Source organism: Komagataeibacter europaeus (assembly GCF_002173515.1).
GTDB classification, from domain to species: Bacteria; Pseudomonadota; Alphaproteobacteria; order Acetobacterales; family Acetobacteraceae; genus Komagataeibacter; species Komagataeibacter europaeus.
The window spans coordinates 235,512-256,509 of record NZ_CP021468.1; the positions used below are offsets into that span (position 1 = coordinate 235,512).

At 60.1% G+C, this 20,998-nt stretch carries 19 protein-coding genes and 1 pseudogene; 4 read left to right on the forward strand and 16 right to left on the reverse strand.

Going from position 1 to position 20,998, the window contains the following annotated elements:
- Positions 1-284 precede the first annotated feature (284 nt).
- Together S101446_RS16965 and ssb are read right to left on the reverse strand one after the other, a co-directional pair.
- Entirely contained in the window at positions 285-1,484 is a 1,200-nt protein-coding gene (locus tag S101446_RS16965; protein ID WP_087609027.1) for a DUF3991 and TOPRIM domain-containing protein, read from the reverse strand.
- A gap of 579 nt (positions 1,485-2,063) precedes the next feature.
- Entirely contained in the window at positions 2,064-2,534 is a 471-nt protein-coding gene (ssb, locus tag S101446_RS16970) for a single-stranded DNA-binding protein (protein ID WP_014106778.1), read from the reverse strand.
- 364 nt (positions 2,535-2,898) lie between these two features.
- On the opposite strand from ssb, the gene S101446_RS16975 reads away from it, so the two are divergent.
- Positions 2,899-3,411 carry a hypothetical protein gene (locus S101446_RS16975; protein WP_087609028.1) on the forward strand — a complete coding sequence of 171 codons (513 nt, stop codon included), beginning with the start codon at positions 2,899-2,901 and terminating at the stop codon, positions 3,409-3,411.
- Here S101446_RS16975 and S101446_RS16980 read toward each other — a convergent pair.
- The 7 genes from S101446_RS16980 to S101446_RS18850 all read right to left on the reverse strand — a co-directional run bounded on the left by S101446_RS16980 (position 3,408) and on the right by S101446_RS18850 (position 6,920).
- Complete coding sequence (locus S101446_RS16980) at positions 3,408-3,914, reverse strand: hypothetical protein (RefSeq protein WP_087609029.1); 507 nt, start codon at positions 3,912-3,914, stop codon at positions 3,408-3,410. The two genes, S101446_RS16975 and S101446_RS16980, sit on opposite strands and share 4 nt — an antisense overlap.
- A complete protein-coding gene (locus S101446_RS16985) occupies positions 3,911-4,300 on the reverse strand; it encodes a hypothetical protein (protein WP_087609030.1) in 390 nt (129 codons plus the stop codon). Before S101446_RS16985 ends, S101446_RS16980 begins: the two co-directional genes overlap by 4 nt.
- The gene (locus S101446_RS16990; RefSeq protein WP_244184682.1) at positions 4,297-4,680 is read right to left on the reverse strand and encodes a hypothetical protein; all 384 of its coding nucleotides are present in this window, start codon (positions 4,678-4,680) and stop codon (positions 4,297-4,299) included. Before S101446_RS16990 ends, S101446_RS16985 begins: the two co-directional genes overlap by 4 nt.
- Before the next feature lie 57 nt (positions 4,681-4,737).
- Positions 4,738-5,637 (reverse strand): ArdC family protein, encoded by a 900-nt coding sequence (locus S101446_RS16995; RefSeq protein ID WP_087609032.1) that lies wholly within the window; start codon positions 5,635-5,637, stop codon positions 4,738-4,740.
- A 61-nt stretch (positions 5,638-5,698) separates the two neighbouring features.
- Positions 5,699-5,854, reverse strand: a complete 156-nt coding sequence (locus S101446_RS18105; protein WP_010515653.1) for a hypothetical protein — start codon at positions 5,852-5,854, stop codon at positions 5,699-5,701.
- Positions 5,855-6,072: 218 nt separating this feature from the next.
- Positions 6,073-6,588, reverse strand: coding sequence for a DUF3085 domain-containing protein (locus S101446_RS17000; protein WP_087609033.1), 516 nt, complete (start codon positions 6,586-6,588; stop codon positions 6,073-6,075).
- A 122-nt stretch (positions 6,589-6,710) separates the two neighbouring features.
- Positions 6,711-6,920, reverse strand: a complete 210-nt coding sequence (locus S101446_RS18850) for a DUF5983 family protein (protein ID WP_444699932.1) — start codon at positions 6,918-6,920, stop codon at positions 6,711-6,713.
- Between the two features lie 18 nt (positions 6,921-6,938).
- Here S101446_RS18850 and S101446_RS17010 point away from each other — a divergent pair, with 18 nt between their 5' ends.
- Positions 6,939-7,970, forward strand: coding sequence for an IS110 family RNA-guided transposase (locus tag S101446_RS17010; protein ID WP_014106769.1), 1,032 nt, complete (start codon positions 6,939-6,941; stop codon positions 7,968-7,970).
- Positions 7,971-8,221: 251 nt separating this feature from the next.
- Here the strand turns inward: S101446_RS17010 and S101446_RS18855 are convergent, their stop codons facing one another.
- The 6 genes from S101446_RS18855 to S101446_RS17040 all read right to left on the reverse strand — a co-directional run bounded on the left by S101446_RS18855 (position 8,222) and on the right by S101446_RS17040 (position 17,820).
- Positions 8,222-8,470, reverse strand: coding sequence for a DUF5983 family protein (locus S101446_RS18855; RefSeq protein WP_019087509.1), 249 nt, complete (start codon positions 8,468-8,470; stop codon positions 8,222-8,224).
- A gap of 31 nt (positions 8,471-8,501) precedes the next feature.
- Positions 8,502-9,533, reverse strand: a complete 1,032-nt coding sequence (locus tag S101446_RS17020) for a phosphoadenosine phosphosulfate reductase domain-containing protein (RefSeq protein WP_087609034.1) — start codon at positions 9,531-9,533, stop codon at positions 8,502-8,504.
- A gap of 321 nt (positions 9,534-9,854) precedes the next feature.
- Positions 9,855-10,103, reverse strand: a complete 249-nt coding sequence (locus tag S101446_RS18565) for a hypothetical protein (RefSeq protein ID WP_239020163.1) — start codon at positions 10,101-10,103, stop codon at positions 9,855-9,857.
- Positions 10,096-10,434, reverse strand: a complete 339-nt coding sequence (locus S101446_RS17030) for a hypothetical protein (RefSeq protein ID WP_087609035.1) — start codon at positions 10,432-10,434, stop codon at positions 10,096-10,098. Before S101446_RS17030 ends, S101446_RS18565 begins: the two co-directional genes overlap by 8 nt.
- 183 nt (positions 10,435-10,617) lie before the next feature.
- A complete protein-coding gene (locus S101446_RS17035; RefSeq protein WP_087609036.1) occupies positions 10,618-12,543 on the reverse strand; it encodes a ParB/RepB/Spo0J family partition protein in 1,926 nt (641 codons plus the stop codon).
- A 177-nt stretch (positions 12,544-12,720) separates the two neighbouring features.
- Positions 12,721-17,820: a lactate dehydrogenase gene (locus S101446_RS17040; protein ID WP_087609037.1), complete on the reverse strand. Its 5,100-nt coding sequence runs from the start codon at positions 17,818-17,820 to the stop codon at positions 12,721-12,723.
- Positions 17,821-18,369: 549 nt separating this feature from the next.
- On the opposite strand from S101446_RS17040, the gene S101446_RS17045 reads away from it, so the two are divergent.
- Complete coding sequence (locus S101446_RS17045; protein WP_235450627.1) at positions 18,370-19,044, forward strand: ParA family protein; 675 nt, start codon at positions 18,370-18,372, stop codon at positions 19,042-19,044.
- Positions 19,041-19,739: a hypothetical protein gene (locus tag S101446_RS17050; protein WP_007400691.1), complete on the forward strand. Its 699-nt coding sequence runs from the start codon at positions 19,041-19,043 to the stop codon at positions 19,737-19,739. Before S101446_RS17045 ends, S101446_RS17050 begins: the two co-directional genes overlap by 4 nt.
- Positions 19,740-20,300: 561 nt before the next feature.
- Here S101446_RS17050 and S101446_RS17055 read toward each other — a convergent pair.
- Positions 20,301-20,957 (reverse strand): annotated as a pseudogene (locus S101446_RS17055) (IS630 family transposase); the annotation flags it as partial.
- Between the last annotated feature and the right edge of the window lie 41 nt (positions 20,958-20,998).

The following is a 20,998-nucleotide window of genomic DNA, read 5'->3' on the forward strand; positions in this document are numbered from 1 at the left end:
ATGATCCTGCGCGCAGGACCGTTCGGCGCCCACCTCTGTGGCACGCCAGCCGTAAATGACGATCATCCCGTGATCGTCGGCGAAGGAGGCGATGCGGCCTGCCAAATCCCGGCCTCAGGCCATCGAGGCCGCGTGTTGCCCCGCAATCGATGCGCCACGTATTTCCGCATATCCGTCGCCCCTGGCAGAGCCGTTCGGGCATGCGCGCGGGCCTGCAGATATCTGGACAAAGCCTGCACCTCGTGATGCCGTCTGTCCGGTGATCCCAAAGGATTTACGCTGGTTCACAAGGACATCCCCGGCGATGAACCTAGCCGTGGTCCGGCAGGCTTCTCGACAGGTTCAGACGAAGCAGGCAATGAGGGAACCGAAACCCGCAGCGGCCGCTGCATGCCGTGCGCCTCGGCCTGACCCAGCCATGACGGGGAAACCGTCTCCGGCTGCGCTTTCGACCCCGAACCCAGGACTTCGGACAGGCGGCACAAGGGCGCAACGGGAACAGAACCGGCCTGCATTCCTTCCCTGCGGCTCCTCAGAACCGCGTTCCAGTCCTCTCCCTGCCCCTTCGGAGATACCCGTCCTGACCAGAGACCGACGTCCTGTGCCATCGCAGCGAATTTCCCGGCATAACGATCCCCCTGCAGGTCGTTATCAACGGCAACAACCAGTCGCGCATCAGGCTGGGCGGCGACCTGCATCATGACCCGCTTCAGGTTCGCTTCGCTCTCTGGGCTCATGCCGCCACCTGTCGAGGTGTAGAGCGTTCCTTTCTGGAAGCGATCGAGTGCTGCAAAGGATAATGCATCAATGGCCGCCTCGGTGACGACAAGGCGCGTCACGGGTTCTTCTCCCCCGTCGGCCCGGAAACCGAAGAGACGCTTGCCAATGCCGCCCGTCGAAAACCCCTTGTAATCCGGCCCCCGCATTTCCATGCCGGTGAACTGCCCATCCGCATCCCGGTGGCCGAACCAAGCGGTTCCGTGCGGGCCTTCCTTCAGCGCCCCCTGCTGTCCGGCAATCGCGACAATATGGTCGGGCAACCCACGAATCTCCGTCAGATAGCGCCATGCAGCCGTCCCCTGCCCGGGTGCGGTACGACGGTTCCACAATTCAGCGGGATCGCGCCGCGGTCTGTCAGCGGCTCCCTTCGTACGCTCGACAACTTCGAGCGTCGGGCTCCTGCCGATCAGGGCGCGAAGTTCCTGCCTGACATGACCGAGATTCTTCGAGGGATCGAGATACTGGACAAGCTTGAAGACATCGCCCTTGCCGTCGCCCTTGGGGTCCCACCAGCCCTTGCCATCGTGATTGACAATAATGGCCTCACTGTCACGGCGAAATTTCAGGTTACGGGCGGAACGCTGCGCAGTGGCCTGCCGATCCAGCCGGAACCCGGCTTTCTCCAGCACTACGGCGCAGTTTACAGCATTGCGAAGCTCATCAAGTTCTCTTTGCTGTGCTTCTGGGGAAGACGTGTAAGCCATGAAAGACACTCCTTCACGAACAGCATGGATTGTGTTTCAGACCGCTCCGGTATTTACGGTGAGTATTTGAGATGATCATGCGGAAACACACGACGACCTCTGTATGGTTCGTCGAGATATTGCGTCCTGATGATCCGCGTTGACGGTTTTATTCTGCGTGAACTGCAAAAGAATACAGAACGCACGAATGGCCGCAGTTTACGCGCGGCAGCAAACGGCATGTGCCCGCGCCACTGCGCACGCATTACCGGGACTATGGACGAGCGGGCATTCACGACGGCAGATACTCCCTGTGGAGGATCCCGTCTGCGCCCACATCATGCGACTGACGAAAAAATAAGGTTCACGAGCCCGTATAAAGGTCGATAGAGAAACAGGAGAGACACAGTTCATCCCCGATGTGGACGGACGACCGGCGTTCCGGTGTCGGCCGACAGGCTTTCCCGATCGCCCGCGCCATCAGGTCTGACAGTCCTCACAAGTATTCATGACGAGAACTGGGGCAGCAGAAACCGCATTTTCTTCTCCCTGAACAGGCACAATGCTCCGGGTCGCTGACGACCCGGAACACCGAACGACCTAAAATGGGATTTCATCATCCACGTCCTGCGCGTTGGAAGTTGCGGCAGGAACGGGGCGCTGTGCAGCGCTCCGCGAGGGACGCTCTTCATCAAAACGTCCATCGCCCGTGCTTCGACCATTGGCCAGCACCTTCAGGTTTCCATCAAACCGATCAATGATGATCTCGGTCACATAACGGTCCTGTCCCTGCTGATCGGTCCATTTGCGTGTCTCGAGATGGCCTTCGACATAGACCAGCGTTCCTTTCTGGCACCGACGTTCGATCACGGCTGAAAGGTGATCGTTGAAAGAGACGACACGGTGCCACTGGGTTTTTTCCCGGCGCTCACCGCTGGCGCGATCGGTCCAGGTTTCACTTGTCGCCACGCCGAAGGATGCGATTTTGCCCTCCCCTTCCCTACGTGCGGCAAGATCCGGATCCCGGCCCAGGTGACCGATGATGATGGCGCGATTGACTGACTGGCTCATGGTCTTGTTCCTTTTTTCCTTCCTGGTCGTCTCCGGCCCCTGCCGGATCTCTGACCTGGTGCGGTCGCGCGGAAGCGGGCCACAGGCGGCGGGCGCAACCCCTCGGGGCGGCAGTGGTGCGGAAGCCGCGCATGCGGCTTCACGGTGCCGTCCCGACCGCAGGCCTGGGGGTTGCGCCCGACGACGACCGCTTCAGACCGCAGAAACCAGGTCAGAGACCCGGCAGGGGCCGAAGTCATGCTTTTGGATTTTGAATTTTGATTTCTGTTTTATTTTTCTATTTCGCTCATAATCGTGTCATTTATTCTTGTACAATTATGATAGTCGTCCTAGAATTTCCCTGTCTCTACATTGGGAGTTCATCATGGCGGTGATTACTGCGTCGGAAGGACGCATCACCCTGAAGGCCGACTTTCATCCCGAACTGGCAATCCAGGCCCGGCGTTACAGGGGACGATTTCTCGGCAAGGAAATCGGCTGGTCCTTCCTCCCCGACCATGAGCAGGCGATCCGCCAGATCTGCCAGACCCTGTATGGCGTGGATGGCACGCCAGATGCATGGAATGACTGCTGCACCGTGCAGGTCGAAGTCGACGAGCAGGATGTCCGGGCACCGCTGTGGCGCCAGTTCAACGCCGATATTTACCTCGGTGGCCGTCACGTTGTGGGCGTTTTTGGTCCACGGCAGGCAGTTCGCACCGGCAGGGGCATAAAATTCCTGCGCGGCCAGCCGCATTGCGCCGCCCGGATCGGCGCCTACCACATGGAGGTACCCACCGGCAGCGTTCTGGAAATCCGGAAATATCCGCGTGCCGCACTGGCGTTCCTGGGCCGGTGCCTCGACGGGCATGGCTCCTGGCGCATAGCCCAGGGCTAGAGCAGCCCGAGTTGCACGGTGGGCACGGGTGCATCCGCTGCCGTCGCTGTTCCGCCATGCTTTGCCTGCAGACGGGCCAGCTCCGCTTTCTCGCGCGCAACCTGTTCCTCGCGGGCACGGGTCGTCCATGCCTCGACCAGCAGGTTTTCCCGAACGCGCAGCCTGATTTCCTTCTCTACATCCGACCAGACAAAAGTCGGGTCGCCCCAGCAGGGATATCGCGCAACCTGATCGAGGAAATCGCGCCGTGTGGCTGCATTGTCGAACCATGTCTGCGCGAAGCCGGTCCGATTATAATGCGCGATAAATCCGAACATATTGCTCAGCCGGTTATACAGGGCCGGTGTAAATTTTTCTGCAGGCATTCCGAGTGCAATGAACCGCAGGATCGCATTACCAAGCTTTGCCTTTTGCTGGGCCGTCGCCCATTGGGTGGGTTTCAGGACAGCCGGGTCGAAAGGCGGGACCCGAAGCCGCTCACACAGGATCGGCCCCGCCGTCATGACACCTGGCTCCGGCATCGATAGCCGTTATGAAAGCGGCTCACATCCGGCAGATCAGGATAATGCCCCTCGCCCAGGCCCTCTTCACTCATCCTTTCCAGATAACGCACCGCCACGGTCACACGTCGGGCACTGGCGAGGCTGCGCAATACGACCAGATCCGAGCGGCCTCGCATATAACGATCTTCCCGGAGACCGGTGACGGGGTTCAGCGCAGCCGCCCCCATCGTGGCGTTCAGAAAGCATTCCACGATCCACGGCCGGGTCCGATAGGGACGCCCCGAAACAGGAGCCGGAAGACGGAAGATGGTTCCACTGGCAATGGTCCCGACCCGGAGCGGGTTATTACCGCCCTGAAATGGAGACGTATAATACTGGCGGATCATGCCACGTCTCCTTTGCAGGACGCCATGTTTCCAGTTTCGGCTGCGGATCGTCCATGCAGGATCCGCACGCCATCAGCGTCGTTATCGACCATGAGAACCCATCTGTCCGTCCCCAGGGCGCCAGCGCGGTAAGCCGCATCAAAGCCACGTGGCTTACGATCGCCCCGACGGATATGCACACTGATGGAAAACGAGCGCCCGGGATGCGCGCCGGCGATCCTCTCACCGTACAGCGTTACGGCAGTCGAGATTTCCGCGAGCGTCAGGGCTTCTGTCATCCCCCGTGCACCAAGGTGTTCCATCGGCAGCGCCTTAAGGATGGTGCAGCCGTCGGAACGGATGCGCACGGCGGGAGTGGCAATCAGGGCAAAGACAGGCATGATGAACTCCATCACTCAGCGCGCCCTCGCGGGCGCACAGGTTTTTACGGTTGGGTTTTAGGCGGCAGAAGCCACGTCCTCGACGGACGGCTGACGTGCCGATGGGCTGAAAATGTATTGGGCCGCGGCTGAAGCAGCGCTCGCTGCGGTGAAAATGGCGCGCTTGTCAGCCCTCAGCAGTTCCAGCCAGTTCCCGATGTAATCCGCATGGCGGACCGTCGGCTCGATCTGCAGTTCCGCGCATACGAAAGCTGATGTCATCTCTGCGACCAGTTCCTCGGCCGCGTAGGCATGGTCACCAAACCGCCTGCCAAAGGTGCGCGACAGCCGACTTTCGGCCCCGGTCCAGTGCCCGATCTCGTGAAAGACGGTTCGGTACCAGTCGATCTGGTTGAAATAGGACTGCTGGGGCGGAACCCGGATGAAGTCCGCATCCGGGGCATAAAATGCCTTGTCACCACCGATGCGAATGTCCGCCCCGGTTTCGGTCATCAGCGCTTCCGCGTGCGGCACGATTTCGCGTTCCGGCAACGGCGCGGTCGGCGCAACCATGCTGTCCGGCAGGTTCTCGCACTGGTCAACGTTGAACACCGTAAACCGCTTTAGAAACGGGATCTGGCGTGGCTCGTCGGAACCTGCTTCCGATTTTGGCGTGAAACGGTCGGCATAAAATACCGTCGTTCCCTTCTCGCCTTTCCTGACATTGCCGCCCTGCGCATGCGCCTGGCGGAACGTCAGCCATTTCTGGGTAGAAAACCCATGCATCTCTACCGAACCCCACAGCATCAGGATGTTGATCCCGGAATAGGCCCGGTCGATCGCGGCATTACGCGGCAGGGCAATGCCGCATTTCGTGCGGCTCCACGGGCAGACCCATGGCACGGTTCCCGCTTCAAGTTCGCGGATGATGCGGTCAGTGACGGACTGGTGGATGTCAGTACGTTCAGTTCTGGCCATGATCAGTCTCCAGAAAATGCAGACGCCGCCCCGAAGGGCGGCGCGGATGGCGAGGGTGGTGTCACCTGAGATCGATGATGCCCGTACACGGATCGAGGAAGACGTCGGGCAGCAGGAGGAAAGTGACCATGGAGGCCGTCCAGAGGAGCACGATGACGACGAATTTGGCGATTTCGACGGCAGGGCGGGACGGCGGCGCGATGCGGTTCTGTGCCATTTCCAGATCCTTTTTTCGGGGGTTTCGACCCCTTCCGGCGACCGCAGGCCAGACTGGCGGGCAAGGGCGCCGCACAGCGGCGGCACCGGAGCCGCGCACAGATGGCGCAGCCATCGCGCACGGCGAGGAGCCACCCCTTGCGCGGCAGGCTGGACTGTGGTGCCCGCCTCCTACCTTTACTTTTTCGTTTATTTCTATATTTTATTTTTATTGTATTTTTATTTAGAGTAGGCCTTTCCAGATCCGCCATCCGGTCGTCCGGATCGGTTTTTTTGCGGGGATGCCAGATAGGGGCAACTGATCCGCGCAGGCGTGACATCAATCCACAAACGACTGCCCGCAGTCGCCTCCAGCGCCTTGCGGATGGTGTCGGCAGAAAGAAATTCCGCGCCATCGTCACCGCCAAACGACGCGCGCTTGACATCGTACCAGTCGTCAGGACATGTGCGCGGGTCCGCTTCGACAGCATAGGCGACAAGGCTCGCCTGCCCCTCAGCGTCACTGAAGCCCGGATAACCATTCGACATCAGGTACACCCCATGATCGCCAACCAGCATGAGGCCTGCCGGTATCTTGGTACGGTCGACATCCACACCGGTCGGATGGCGCGACGACACGCCAGCCTTGAGAAAGACCGGGTCAACAAGCTGATCATAGGTAGGGGAATGTTCGCTCGCGGCTTGCGCATGAGCGAGAAGACGCGCCACGAGGGCATGGTCGAAATGAAGTTTCATGGCAGTATTCCTTTGTGTGAGCCCCTTGCGAGGACACAAAAAAGGCGGAACACCGAAGTATCCCGCCTTAAGAAATAAGAACCGGCGCCTCTGGCCCGAGGGACGCCCGATGCCGTTGCCGGTCATTCATCTTCATCGTCATCAAAGAAACGAAGCGAGGCATCGACCGGGCCGTCCGCATCAAACAGGACGTAATCACAGTCGTGATTCCGGGCCAGGGCAAGAATGGCCCGCAGTGACCGCGACCCCGGCCAATCATGGGAGTATGGATCCAGATGGGGTGGACGGCCTCCATGCGACATCAATGTGCCATGATGAGGTCGGAAGACCATTCAGAGGAGACCGCCCGGATGAAAGTTACCATAATCGGCCTGGATATCGCCAAGTCTGTTTTTCAAGTGCATGGCACGGACGCAAGCGGAAAATGTCTGCTCAAGAAGAAACTCGGGCGGAGTGAAGTTATCTCATTCTTTGAAAAGCTGGAGCGCTGCCTGGTCGTACTCGAAGCCTGTAGCACGTCGCATCACTGGGCTCGTGTCATCCGTGACACCGGTCATGAGGTAAAACTCATTCCCCCTGAAATGGTCAAACCATTTGTCAAACGTGGCAAGAAAAACGATGCTGTTGATGCCGCCGCGATTTGTCTTGCCGCGATCCATCCCGACACGCGCTTCGTCCCGATTAAAAATCGGGAGCAGCAAAGCCTGTTATCGCTGCACTCAACTCGTACCCTTCTGGTCAAACAGCAAACGATGCTGGTGAATGCGTTGCGTGCACTTGCAGCGGAATTCGGTTTGATTGTTCCCCTTGGAAATGCCCGTCTCCCCGAACTTCTGGCGAAAATCGAAACCTCATCCAATCTGCCTGATGCCCTGAAACAGACAACCATGCTGCTCTTTGAACAGTATGGTCGACTGAACGAAAGCATAGAAAACCTGGAAGGAGGTATCCGGACACATGCCAAACAGGATGAAGATGCTCGCCGTCTTTTGACCATCCCGGGCATTGGTCCGGTAACCGCCTCCCTGATTGTCGCGTCTGTTACCGATATTGGGGCCTTCGATACGGCCCGGCACTTCGCAGCCTGGCTTGGTCTCGTACCGCGCCAGCATTCATCGGGCGGAAAAACCCGATTGGGCAGAATTACCAAAACGGGCAACCGGGAAATAAGAAAGATGCTCGTTCTGGGCGCAACATCCATGCTTTACCGCGCACAGAAATGGGATAGCGCTGCGGGAGTATGGCTTTGCAAGCTTCTGGAACGTCGCCCGGGCCGTCTGGCAACCGTGGCGTTAGCCAACAAGCTGGCCCGGATCATCTGGGTTTTGTTGTCGCGCAAAGAGATCTATCGTCCGGCCGGTCGCAGTGTCGCTATAGTCTGACATGTACCACCAGGATGATGGATACCGGAATAAGCTCCGGTAGATCCGGCAGTATGCACTGACCGCGTGATGGGAAAGACTGTAATCAGAAGCAGTTCAGGCAATACCGAATGTCCCCATGTGCCATTGAGCACGAGATCCAGATTGGTGCCTGACACGCAAGCGAACACCCATGATGGCCAGCGAAGGATTTCGCATAAACAGGCCGGACATAAGGGCGCATCTGACCGGATCTCCACATCATGACAGTATCAGTGCATTTCGCTGGAGCGAAAATACGCAGAAGAAAGATACGACAATGCAATCAATGTGACCTCTTGCATCGTAAAGGCCGTCCACATAAGCGGGACATGGACAAACCATCCGTGCGGGCCGGACAGGCAGGTCAGCCCAAAGGAACCACCTGACCTTGCATATCTCTCAAGGTGTCCACGGTCCGACAGGGGGAGGTGGCCGGTGCTCAGGTCGAGGAATTTCCGGATCTGGAAAGGCGCTAACATCGGGTTTCTCCCTGCTGGAGGATGAGGCGGGTCAGACCGGCCCGGCGCTCTCGCCGAATGCGCCAGCGGGCAGGACCCATTGTTCGGGGGATGTGAGGACACGGCCACGCCAGCGGTGGCAGAGCGCACGGCGCACCAGATCCGGATGCTGGCGCACGGGGCCGTAGACCGTGCCGCCCCTGGCCAGCGTGCCGAGGTCCCGGTCGCGTCGGATGGTGCAGCCAAATGCGCGTTCCCACTCACACAGCCGGGCGAACCGATCCGGGTCCATGTGACGCAGCGTTGCAGCCTGATCGGCAGACATGAATACGCATGTCAGGCAGGACAGGCGGCCAAACCCGAGCTGATAGGGAAGCGGCGGAATCACGCCATGCCGACTCAGGATCTGCCAGACAGCCGCTTCACTCCAGGCATGTACCGGCCGCCAGTGATCGATATGCCGTCGGATCCGACCATCACGACAGTCTGCCCGGTGCCGCTCAAAGACAGCGTAACGGGCACGGTTCGCGGACTCCGCCGCGCGTTCTCCGGTTACAAACAGGGTCCGGGCATGACTGAAGCGCGCCTGGTTCCGCAGGGCGCCATCCGCAACCATGATCTTGGCGTATGGGGAACACCAGCGGACCGACAGGTTTGCCGAAACCTGCGGGAAGCGGCGTCGTGTATTGGGCGGTCCCTTGCCACCGACAGTGACGCGCCCTGTCGGGGTATCGAACCAGACCGGTGCGGTCGGCGCATTCTCGCGCAGCATTTCCCGCACGATCCCGCCCTGGCGGGCGGAGAAATACAGCCTGACGCCAAGGGCTGCAGCCAGATGCCGCCCGTAATCGGGTACATGCGGCCAGTCAAAAACGTCCCCGTCATCGTCCACACGATGGTGCCACCACTCGATGCGTTGCGGCGCCACGCCCTTTTCAAGCAGGTGCAGCGTACTGGCGAGGGAATCCTTGCCAAAGGAACAGGCGATGATGACGTGATCATAACCCGCCAGGTCAGGTCTCTCTCCGGGCTCCGGCACGACAGTTCCCTGGCGGGATAACAGGCCTGCGGTCACCATGGACATTCTCCTTGTCTGAATGTCTTCTGGCGGTCCGAAGGGATATCGCGGGTCAAACGCGGCGCGTGCGCCGGCATCGCAGGCCTGCGGAGCGGGACAAGAGCCACCGTTTGAGGCGCGATGGCCCTTCGGGCATATTTTTCCTGTGTCTTCCTGCTCTTCCTATGCGTCCGCGTTCAGGTATTCGTGCAGATACCGGCGCAGCACCACGCAGGCTGCATGGGTGTCCCGCTCATCGTCATCCGCAAGGACACGATCCATCACTCTGGCGAGAACGGCGGCTGCCTCTCGCCCCGGGCTGAAAACAAGGGAAAACCCAAACTGTCCCTACAGCACGCCGGTCCCGGCATCGTGGACCATGGCCACGATCTCGCCATGGACGACTTCCTCGACCTCAAGGTCCACTTCCTGGCCGTCAGGTAAAATAGTGGTCCGGATCCCGTCAGAGTCCACACTGTCGGGGACGGCATTGAGGACGATCCGCGCAGCCGCCTCGGCGTCCTTCGCCGTGACCATGAAATCGCCAGCATCGGCTTCAAACAAGCGCTCAACCAGCGTGACACGAAAATCAGGCATTGCCGTCCTCCCTTAACAGGACAAATTCGCTCAGTGTCTTGGCTTCCCGCCATGGGCAGTGCCACACCATCACCTCCTTTCCGCAGATTTCGGCGACAGAGCCGCGCTCTCTCAGCCGGGCTAGCTCGGCCGACGTGACTCTGGGAACCGCCGTGAAAGCGGAAAATTCGACCACTGCCGCCTCCACGCTCTCATAGGGTCCCCGCCATCGGCGGGCCGCTGGCGGATAGATTTCAGGCGTCCGGATCAGAACCCCACCATCCGGGTGGAAGCCCAGTTCAACCACATACCTGCCGATCAGACGCTTTTCCGTCATGTATTCATGGGTCATCACGGTTCTCCTTCGCCGACGCAAGTGAACGCGTAACCTGACGTTCCGGATAAGCCCGGTTGGGGCGCATCGCAGAATTTCGCGGTCGACGTCCTGCCAGAGGCCGTTGCCGGCTCACCGCCCGACGTCACCACTGGGGGCGACGGGCCGTGAGCCAGAGCCGTACGGCGGCAACAGCCTCGCTCAGCTGAAGCCTACAAACTCAACATGCGTCCTGAGGAATTCTTCAGGTGTCTGCGATGGCGGAGCCAGACTTTCGGCCCTGCCGTGCGGCACCTCATCCCCCTGATCTGCCGCCAGGTCTGTGGGCGTGTCAGTCACTTCATCGAGCTCAATGCCCGTCGCGGCAGGATCATCGGTTCCCGGGCCACCAGTCCGCGCATCGGCATCCGCGTCGTCTTCCAACTCGGTCTCGTCGTCATGCGCCAGGTCCCCATCATCGTCATCCGCTTCGGATGGCGGGGCGAGCGCTTCCGCGAAGGTGGCGTTCAGCGCTGCGACATCGACCTGGAAACGCGCGGCAGGATGCACCCAGATCCCCTGCCCGACATGGTCCATCAGGGCGCGGCGCATTTCCTTGCCGGTATTGCGCGGCAGGATGCCTTCCGCCTTTATGGCCTTCGTGATGCCGGACTTGCTGAGCGTTTTCAGGAAGTTTTCATCCGCCATGGCAGGCAGATGGTCGTCCGCTTTCACGATATGGCCGACCAGGACACCCCAGTCGCCGCTATTCGTCGCGTTCTTCTCGCAGGACAGCACGGCTTTGAGCACGTCGACAGCAGCGCCACGCAGGACCGCCTCGTCCAGCGTCATCTCGCCATCCTGGAACAGTCCGGCGGCAGCCACGAGCCGGCGTGACGGACGGCGCTGCGGGTAGTGCGCGTTGGAATCCCCGTCCACCCGGACATTCTGCGCGTTGAGGGCCGCGATCATCAGCCCGACCAGGATCCATGGATCGGCAGAGCCCCGCATGCCGTCCAATGCGGCATGCAGCGCCTGGGTGCGGAAACTGCCGATCATGTCAAAACCGCGCCCCGAGATATCGGGCCGTTCCCGTGGCCCTTCGGGCAGGGCTTCAATGACGGCGGACGGCGTCACGCGACCCGCCGCCTCGCTGCCCGGCAGGACGCACCAGCCCTCGCGAACCTTCAGGCGATGATCGAGCCAGAAGAATTTCGTGGCGCCCTCGCGCTGCCAGTAGATCCGGACCATGCCGGGTTCGAAGACCGGCTCGCCGTTCTCGTCGCTCTGCAGGATCAGTGCGTCTTCAGGCGTGTTCTGACCCAGCCACTGGCGCTGCGCCTTCTCATAGGCGAAGCCGTCATCGGTATAACGGCCGTCCTTCCCGGCTTCACCGAACAGATCTTCCTGCCAGGCGATCCGGCAGCTTTTTGCAATGGCGTCATCAAACGAGGCCTCGATTGCATAAAAACGGTCCTGCCGCAGGGCTGACGCAATCCGGTCCCAATCGGGGATGGCAGCACCGGGTTCCCAATTTCCGTCGGGCTGTTGCTCGCCCTCATCTTCGCAGGCTTCGACATCCTCGGGCGGCGACGAGCCAACCGGAAACCCGAAATGGCCCCAGACCTGTTCCTGCAGCGCGGTGGACGCAAGGGCGATGCTCGCCAGTTCACGATTGCCGGGCCCCTTGCCCGCCTCGATCCACGCCAGAATCTCGGGTAGGATGGCAGACAGGCGGCCGATCTGCTTCAGCTGCACCGGTGTGAGCATCAGCGCCTTGCAGATCGCGGTGTCATTCCACTTTTTTTCCTCCCGAAGCCTGGCAACAACCCGCCACTGTTCAACCTGGGTCATGGGCTGACGGATCATGTTCTCCGATGCGGCACGCATCCGGTCCAGTTCCGCATCATCGCCTGCCACCGTCACCTGAATGGTTTTCAGGCCGGCCTTGACCGCGGCACGCCGGCGGCGATGCCCTGCAACGATCATCAGACCGTCAGGAGTTTCGCGGACCAAAGGCGGGTGGATGATCCCGACGGCCTTGACGTTCAGCGCCAGCTGGCGCTCTTCCGCCTCGTTGGGCGCGGATTTCCGCGGGTTTTCGGGGTTGTCGAGCAGGGTTTTCGGATCAACTTCGCGCAGTTCCATGGTTTTTACTCCGTGTTCTCAGGACGCCTTTCCTGATGCACTCCGGCGGCCAGCACCGGGCTGGCGGGGCAAGGGCGCCGCGCAGCGGCGGCACCGGACCCGCGCGCAGGCGGCGCAGACGCCGAGCACGGGGAGGCGCCCCCCCTTGCGGCGCCTGACCGGAGATGGCAGCCCTTCTCAGGCTGCCACCTCTTCTTCCTTCTCCCTGTCCTCGGTGTCGTCATGCGCCGGGTCTTCATCGGTCGCGGTCGCCGCCAGATCGTCTTCCAGCGCTTTCAGCTCAGCGCGCTTTTCATCAAGCATCGCCTGTTCCGCGAACGGCAGGCCCAGACGGGCGCGGTATGATGGCAGGCGACGCTGCGCTTCCTCCCGCATCCGGATTGCATCACGGAGCGCGTCATCAATCCGAAGCAGCGCATGCTCGAGGCGCGAGGCCAGCCCAAGGCCCTTCGTGTCGTCCTCGACGCCGATTTCAATGCGGCCTGAGCGCGCTTCCACAAACAGCATCACGTCGACCGCGCGCTTTTCGTAGTACACGCGACGGGCAGGCCCAGCTTCGCACATGACGGCGAACCCACCGATGCGTCCGAGGTTCCAGACGCCTGCCTCGCCGTTTTTCGCCGCCAGGCGGATCTGGGACAGGAGCCATGATCCGGCCTTCTCGCGCTCGCTGACATCCCCCTTGTCCCGACGCAGTACGAACGCATCCCCCTTCGTGGGCTGACGGCTGGCAATATCCGCCTCGATAAGCGGGATCTGGCGCTCCGCGCCCGCAATCTCACGCTCGGCCCGGTCGATGGCACGTTTTACGGCGAACTGGTCGTCATAATGGGCGGCCGCCAGTCTCTCGAGCCGCGCAAGATCGGCCTCCAGCCCGGCTTTGTGCATCAGCCGGGCATCGCCCGAGGCAAGCGCCTTGGCCATGGCGAACTGGTTTCCCCCTTCCCCGCCAATGTCCTCAATCCGCCGGATGGAACGGTCACCTGACATCGCAAGTCCAATAAAGCGCTGCTTGCGTTCGAGGAGCTGCCAGTTGGTCGCGTCAACGGAACCCTGCTGGGCGTAGGCGTAGAGTTCGATTTCCGCGTGCTGGTTGCCCTGCCGCTCGATGCGACCCTCGCGCTGGATGATGTCGGAGACCAGCCACGGCACGTCGAGATGGTGCAGGGCCTTGAGGCGCTGCTGGGCGTTGACGCCGGTGCCCATGGTCGCCGTCGAGCCGATCAGGATCCGCTTGCGCCCGGCATTGAGATCACCGAACAGCTTCTGCTTCGCCGCACTCTTCCTGTAGTGCTGCATGAACGCGATTTCCGCGCGCGGCACGCCCAGTCGGATCAGTTCATCGCGGATCCATGTATAGGCGGAAAAACCGCGTGTCTCCATCGCGCTCTCGGTGCCCAGATCCGAAAAGATCATCTGCACCGCCCCCGGCAGGTCGTACGGCCGACCGGTTTCAGGATCGCTGTAACGGCTTTCCGATGTCTCCTGCCAGATCCGGAACACGTTCCCGATCATCAGGTTGAGCTTCGACGTGTCATCATTCGCGGCGAGAGGGGCGACGAAGCGCAGGTCGATCGCGGCATGACGGGCATCCGTGATGACGGACAGGAGGATGTCGTCGCCCTTTTGGGGACGCCCCTGGCGCGCTTCGATGGCGTTGATGCGGGCCGCCAGCGTCTTCTGGTAGGCCCTGAAGTTATCGTTTGTCGGCGCGACAATAATCTCGCGACGCCCGCCCCGGATCGCAGGCAGAGTCACGTACTGGCGCAGGTCATCGTGCTGCACGACATCCGCGAAGTCGCGATACATCGCCATGAGGTCGGCGACGTTGACGAACTCGGTGAAGCGCGTGACCGGCTTGTAAAGCCCGCTTGGCTGCAGTTCCAGTTCGGTACGGGTTTCGCCGAAATTGGCTGCCCAGGCATCGAATTCATGCAGGTAGCGCTTCTGCAGCGCCTCAAGATCCATATAGCGGCTGACCGTCCACATTTCGGCGAGCGTATTGGTGATCGGGGATCCGGACGCCATGATCAGCGGGCGCTCCGGATTTTTTGCCGCCAGGTAGCGCGTCTTCACGAAGAGATCCCAGGCCCGCTGCGAGCCGTTCGGATCGACCCCCTTGAGGTCGGACTGGTTGGTTGCAAAACTCAGCTTCCGGAACTGCTGCGCCTCGTCGACGAGGATCTGGTCGATACCGATCTCTCCCAGATGCACGAGATCGTCCTTTCGAGCGGAAAGGCCTTCCAGCTTCGCCTGCATCTTCTCCTTCATGCTCTCGACCCGCTTGCGCGACAGGCGATCGGCCGCGTCGACGCTTTCCAGCACTTCCTCGTAAGACGCGATCTGCGCCTCGATCATCTGGCGTTCGAAATCCCCCTCCACCGGGATGAACCTGAATGCGTCATGCGTGATGATGATCGCATCCCAGTTTCCGGTCGCGGCCCGGGCAAGGAACCGCTGGCGCTTTGCTTTCACGAAGTTCGTCTCGTCGGCGACGAGGATCCGCGCAGTCGGATAGAGCATGAGGAATTCGCGGGCCATCTGGGCGAGGCAGTGACCGGGGACGGCGATCATCGCCTTGCTGATCAGCCCAAGCCGCTTCTGCTCCATGACGGCCGCAACCATCGAGAAGGTCTTTCCGGAGCCGACCGCGTGCGCGATATACGTGCCGCCCGCGGCGATGATCCGCCAGATGACCCGTTTCTGGTGGGGGCGCAGGCTGATCGTGGTGCTTGCACCGGGCAGGCGCAGATGGGAGCCATCAAACGCGCGTGCCACGAGGTTGTTGTAGGTATCGTTATACAGCCTGACCAGCCTCTCGGCCCGATCGCCATCCTGCCAGACCCATGTCTCGAACGCACGCCTGATCGCCGCCAGTTTTTCCTTTGCGGCTTCCGTCTCCTGTGTGTTCAGTTCGCGGTGCTCATTGCCATCGCCATCACGCCAGACATCCCATATTTTTGGCGATGCCTGCGTCAGGGCATCTTCCAGCAGTTCGCCGGCATGTCGCCGTTCCGTTCCCCAGACTGACGTCGCCTCGGCCTTGCCCATGAACGCCCGTTTCTCCACGGTCCAGCAGGCGACCGCAGGCGCGTGATAGATGACCGTTTCGACCCCGAGCACTTCGGCGGTAAAGGCGATGATGTCGCTGACCGGCAACCAGGGAGCGCCAAGGCGCGCGGTGATCTCCGACGGACGCAGATCGGCTGGCTGGACGGCTTCCAGCGCCGTCACGTTCCGGGCGTAGCGTCCATCGATCCGGGCTGCATCGCGTGCCTCTTCCAGCTTGGTCCGCACGGCGCCGGAGAGCATTTCATCAGCCGTGACCCAGACATCGCGACCGTCCACACTCCGTACCGGATCGAGATAGACCGCATCCCCCAGTGCGGCCGCGACCTCAGCTTCGGACTGTCCCATGAGTTCCGCGATCCGCGGCATTTCCACGCCGCCTGTTTCATGCAGGCAGACGGCCAGGGCGTCGTGGGCGGAATGGATCTCGGGTTCGGCAGGCGCATGAATGACCCGTTCCGAGAAAATTGGTCCCATCCGACCTTTCTGTGTCGCCTCGTCGTATTCCTCGATGGACGAGATCAGCCAGACGTCGGGATCATCGTAAAATGGCGTAAGGTTCGGTCGCCGCTGGGTTTCGTTTTCGACCCCGGTTTCCGGATCGATTCGGACCGTCACATTCATCAGGTTGATCGGGCCGAACTGTCGGACAAAGCTGAAATAGGCACGCTTCAGGTCACCTTGCAGGCGTCCATAGGGCAGGTTCTCCATCTGCGCCCGCAGGACCGCGCGTGCCGCATCCCGGACGGGTATCAGCGCGGTAATGATCCGGGCATGCTTCTGGAAGAGGCCATCCTTCTGATCCCCCTTCCTGATGGCGACCGTGGTGGCCTGTCCGTCGCAGATCTGCTGCAGGACGCCTTTCGTGACGAAGTAGGAGCCCTCTTTCAGTTGGGCGCCATCGGCAGCCGTGCCGACCAGCACACCGGCTCCCACCGGCCGGACAATACGCTGGTCCAGGGGTTCCGGAAAGCGCACGTCCTGCCCGATCCGGCTCAGGGCCCCGGGCAACATCACATCGAGCCTGCCGTCGGCACGCGCGTCGCATGTGTAATCGGGACCGAACTGGGTGGTGGTCCAGCCGTGATGGCCAAGCACCTGCTCCGGATGGTCGAGGAAATAGCGATTGATAAGGAGCGGGCCATTGCCCTGGTCGCTGTCCGCAAGGGCGTCGGTTTCCAGCCAGGTCTCGTCATCGGCCATGTCGCCGATCATGCGCTTGCGTAACACCAGTACGTCCACCACCACGTCCGTGCCGGCGTCATCGCGCATTGCCCCGGCGGAGAGCCGGACCGCCCCCACGAGGTCAGCCATCTCGGCGATGGTCCGGCGCGCGGTGCTGTCCGTCTTGTCCAGCGTATGGCGGGACGTCACGAACATTGCGATGCCGCCCGGGCGGAGTGCTTCGATGGATCGGGCGATGAAAAAGTCATGCAGGCTCAGGCCAAGCCGCCCCAGACCTTCCGGGCCACGCACGGTGCGATTGGAAAAGGGTGGATTACCGATCGCAAGGTCATACCCGTCTGCGAGCTTCACTGTCGTGAAATCCTCGCTGCGGATCCACTGGTTCGGATAGAGCCTGCGTGCAATCCTTGCCGTAATCGGATCATTCTCGATCCCGGTAAAGGCGATGCGTCCCTCGAGCGTTTCCGGTCGGGCTGCGATGAAAAGACCGGTCCCACAGCCGGGTTCAAGCACGGAACCGCCTTTGAAGCCCATCTGCAGCACTTTGTTCCAGAGCGCGTGCACGATCAGTTCAGGGGTGAAATGCGCATATTGTGTCGCGCGCTTCAGTCCTGCCCTTTCAACGTCTGTTGTGGAGGCATGGATCGCCTCGCCAATCTCTTCCCAGCCTGGGCGGGGGCTATCGCTTCCGGATGGAAACAGGTTGTTCGCCAGTTCTCCTGCCCCAAAGCCGATGAAGCGTGACAGGACGATCTGTTCGGGGGAAGAGGCGTTTCGGTCTGCTTCTTCGATCTCCTTGAGCAGCGCGATTGCCAGTGTATTGTCACGGGCCCGCTGTTTCCAGGTGTCAGCGAGGCCTCGGTCGGCCACCATATGAAAGTCGATCTGGGGAAGGGCCATCGGGGCCGGTGTGACGGGAGGGACGGGGGACGTGCCGTCTTCGCCTTCAAGTTCGCCCCAGAAAAGGTCGTTCTGGGTATCTGCGAGAGCGGTTGTGCCAAAGAGGTTGAGCTGGAACGACATGGCCGTGCTCCGTACAAACGCCGGCACCCGGCGCTGCTTCTGCAGGCCGGGATGTTTCCGGGTCAGGTTTTCGGGATGTCAGGAACGGGCGTGCTAATCAGGTTGTGTCGCCTGATTACTCTTTCCTTCAGCTCTCATTGCAACCGGGTCGGGCAGTGCGGGGCAAGGGTGCCGCGTAGCGGCAGCACCGGACCCGCGCGCAGGCGACGCAGACGCCGAGCACGGGGAGGAGCTACCCCTTGCGGCGTGCTGGTCGATCTGGTGCAGTTTTGTCTTATTTAGACCTTTTTTTGGCCGTTCCTCTTCGGCAAACAATGGGCAATCGGCTCAAAGCTCTAGCGCTCCCGACCATAGGTAATCTAACTGTATCCCCAGACGATACGTCCTGCGCAAGCAACGCATCAAATCAACAGACAAAAGCGTTTTACGCGGTAAAAATTTTACGGCGTAAAAGATTTGGAACTCTTCTCTTGTATTCAGAAAGCTGTCCTGTAAAAACTCCTTCTATACGGTGGCGGTCCGCGGAACTCCTGCATCGATAAGGTCCCAATGACAAAACATCCCTCTCCATCAAAACAATCCATCGTGATGCTATCATCGCCAAAGGGTGGTGTTGGAAAATCGTCGTTATCTCGGAATATACTTGTTTTAGCTGCTCAATCTGGCAGACAAGTATTAGGACTGGATATGGATAAACAGGCAACTCTAGCCACATGGGCGGAACGCAGGGAACGCGTCCGTGCGAGTATTCCGGCCGTGTCCCATATTCCTGTACATCGCGCGTCCCTTGATGACTGGCGATCCACCCTGAAAATGGCGAGGCAATCCTCGGCCGATTTTATTGTCATCGACACGCCGCCCTCGATCGAAATCAACATGACAGCAATCTTGGGCTTGTGTGAAAGTTCTGATTTTGTTCTGGTTCCATGCCAGCAAAGCCAAGACGATTTAGACAGCGTGATACCGTGGATGCGCCATTTGAAACAGAGCGGTGCGAAAGCAGCGTTCATCATTAATCGGGCGAATATTCGAACTCGTTCCTACGCGACTATCCGCTCCAAATTGCTAAATGTCGGACCCGTGTGTCCCGTAGAAATCGCCCAAGCAGAGGAAATATCACTCGCAAATGGTAAAGGGTTAGGCGTCATGGATCTAAGTCGGCCCAAAAACGCGGAAGCGTTTGGCGCACTCTGGTCATACTTGCGACAGGAGTTGGACCTGTGAGCAAAGCCAATTCGACGCGCGGCATCTCGCTGCGAGCCTTGCAGGGCCTTGATGCTGACGAAATACAGCCATCTGATGCGCGTCCTAGCGAGCTACATGAACTCACCACCGTATCTTCTGAAACCCTGGAGACAATTGCATCAGTATTTTCCGGAACGGACCTTGCGAAGGACGAGGGCCGCATCCGGATCATTCTTGATACCCAGCGCGCCGTAACATCTGCGTGGGAAAAGGCTGCGCGTTCCTTTCTGGAAATCGGCCGAGCATTAAATACGCTAGAAAATGCACTTTTTTCGAGAGAAGAAAAAAACCGTCTTAAAGCCAGTTTCGAACGCTTTTTCCCTTTCTCCGAACCGGTGGCCTCCCAGTTGCGTCGGATCGCAAGCATGGTGGATAGTGGCCGAATTAGCGAGACGTTACTACCGGGTTCATATAGTGCAGCGTATCAGCTGACTTTACTGGGACCAGAGGAACTTGAAGCGGCGCGCGAGAAGGGCCTCGTCGGACCCAGCGCGTCTCGTTCTGCAATCATAGCATTCCGAAAGTCAATCAAGCGGCCTGCATCTCATGTTGATTTTGCCGCGCTCGTAACAGAGGCGCGGCGCCTTAGATCCACTAGGCGCCAAATGCTGGAACAGCTTGTTGCCATCCGAAAGCGCTTACGTGAAATCGATGAACTTATCGGTGACGAGTAAAAGTTCCGAGAGAGCATTAGGAGGCCAACCCCTGCATCTATTACGGGATCGGCAACGCGACCTTCTACACAAGACGATCGAAATACGGTGGGCTGGAGGTCTCGAAGCTTGAGGAGCAGCAAGTAGGAAACTCGTGAGACGCCCGGCATTACGGCATAATGCTCTGACCAAGGCGGTGTCCAAACGGGATTACTCGCAACGGCGGGGGCGGGCCTGTAGTCGCATCACCGTCGACCCGAGGACGTAGCGCTATGCGTCGTACCGTCCATGCGATACCGAGGTGCGCGGCCTACCGCGCCACCTTGCGGGCGAACGATGCCAGTTTCCCTATCAGGGTCGGCACATCTTTCTGGAATGCGAAGGAGTAATCCTGATCCACAAAAAGCTGTTCCGGTTGTATCGCAAGGAAGGGTTGTCGGTCCATTAGTGTGGTGTCCTGAAACAGGAAATGGGCACCTACTCGCCAACGCCGGTGCCCGACGGTCCTAATTAGCGCTGGACAACGGATGTCGCTTCCGCGTGCTGACCGTTGAGGACGACTACACGCGAGAGTGCCTAGTACTAGTCACCTGAATCTGAAGTTCGGCTCATTGTCTTATGACAAAAGCGCTTCACCGAGGCGAGGATCTGGTCGGCTGATTTGACCCACCGATACGACCGTGGGTTTTTGTTATGTGCATCGATAAAAGTTGTGATGTCGGCTTCGAGTGCAGTTGTTGACCGATGCACGCCGCGTTGGAATTGCTTGCGCGTCAGTTCGGCGAACCAGCGCTCTACCTGATTGATCCAGGAAGCCGAGGTGGGCGTGAAGTGAACATGCCAATGCGGGCGGCGGGCGAGCCACGTCTTGATCGTGGTCGTTTTATGTGTGGCGTAGTTATCCATCACGAGATGAACATCCCGGTCATCAGGGATCTCGGCGGCGATACGTTTCAGGAAATCGAGAAATTCCATGGTACGATGACGTTTGTAGCATTTGCCGATTACCGCACCTGTTGCGATGTCGAGGGCTGCAAACAGCGACGTCGTACCGTTCCGGAGATAGGTATGGGTACGTGGTTCCGGCACGCCCGGTACCATGGGCAGGACGGGCTGTTCGCGGTCTAGCGCCTGGATCTGGGATTTCTCGTCGACGCACAGCACGATCGCGCGGTTCGGTGGCGACATGTAAAGACCGACAATATCCCGAACCTTGTCGACAAATAGCGGGTCCGTCGACTGTTCGTCCGCAATTAGTCTACTGATTTGCCTCTATGCGA

Excerpts from the sequence above, each read along its gene's own strand:
- S101446_RS16985 (WP_087609030.1), bottom strand. The coding sequence starts at position 4,300 with ATGATCCGCCAGTATTATACGTCTCCATTTCAGGGCGGTAATAACCCG.
- S101446_RS16995 (WP_087609032.1), bottom strand. The coding sequence starts at position 5,637 with ATGGCCAGAACTGAACGTACTGACATCCACCAGTCCGTCACTGACCGC.
- S101446_RS17010 (WP_014106769.1), top strand. The coding sequence starts at position 6,939 with ATGAAAGTTACCATAATCGGCCTGGATATCGCCAAGTCTGTTTTTCAA.
- S101446_RS16975 (WP_087609028.1), top strand. The coding sequence starts at position 2,899 with ATGGCGGTGATTACTGCGTCGGAAGGACGCATCACCCTGAAGGCCGAC.
- S101446_RS17035 (WP_087609036.1), bottom strand. The coding sequence starts at position 12,543 with ATGGAACTGCGCGAAGTTGATCCGAAAACCCTGCTCGACAACCCCGAA.
- S101446_RS17020 (WP_087609034.1), bottom strand. The coding sequence starts at position 9,533 with ATGTCCATGGTGACCGCAGGCCTGTTATCCCGCCAGGGAACTGTCGTG.
- S101446_RS17030 (WP_087609035.1), bottom strand. The coding sequence starts at position 10,434 with ATGACCCATGAATACATGACGGAAAAGCGTCTGATCGGCAGGTATGTG.
- S101446_RS18565 (WP_239020163.1), bottom strand. The coding sequence starts at position 10,103 with ATGCCTGATTTTCGTGTCACGCTGGTTGAGCGCTTGTTTGAAGCCGAT.
- S101446_RS17000 (WP_087609033.1), bottom strand. The coding sequence starts at position 6,588 with ATGAAACTTCATTTCGACCATGCCCTCGTGGCGCGTCTTCTCGCTCAT.
- S101446_RS17045 (WP_235450627.1), top strand. The coding sequence starts at position 18,370 with ATGACAAAACATCCCTCTCCATCAAAACAATCCATCGTGATGCTATCA.
- S101446_RS18105 (WP_010515653.1), bottom strand. The coding sequence starts at position 5,854 with ATGGCACAGAACCGCATCGCGCCGCCGTCCCGCCCTGCCGTCGAAATC.
- S101446_RS16980 (WP_087609029.1), bottom strand. The coding sequence starts at position 3,914 with ATGACGGCGGGGCCGATCCTGTGTGAGCGGCTTCGGGTCCCGCCTTTC.
- S101446_RS16965 (WP_087609027.1), bottom strand. The coding sequence starts at position 1,484 with ATGGCTTACACGTCTTCCCCAGAAGCACAGCAAAGAGAACTTGATGAG.
- S101446_RS18855 (WP_019087509.1), bottom strand. The coding sequence starts at position 8,470 with ATGTTAGCGCCTTTCCAGATCCGGAAATTCCTCGACCTGAGCACCGGC.
- S101446_RS16990 (WP_244184682.1), bottom strand. The coding sequence starts at position 4,680 with ATGCCTGTCTTTGCCCTGATTGCCACTCCCGCCGTGCGCATCCGTTCC.
- ssb (WP_014106778.1), bottom strand. The coding sequence starts at position 2,534 with ATGAGCCAGTCAGTCAATCGCGCCATCATCATCGGTCACCTGGGCCGG.
- S101446_RS17040 (WP_087609037.1), bottom strand. The coding sequence starts at position 17,820 with ATGTCGTTCCAGCTCAACCTCTTTGGCACAACCGCTCTCGCAGATACC.
- S101446_RS18850 (WP_444699932.1), bottom strand. The coding sequence starts at position 6,920 with ATGGTCTTCCGACCTCATCATGGCACATTGATGTCGCATGGAGGCCGT.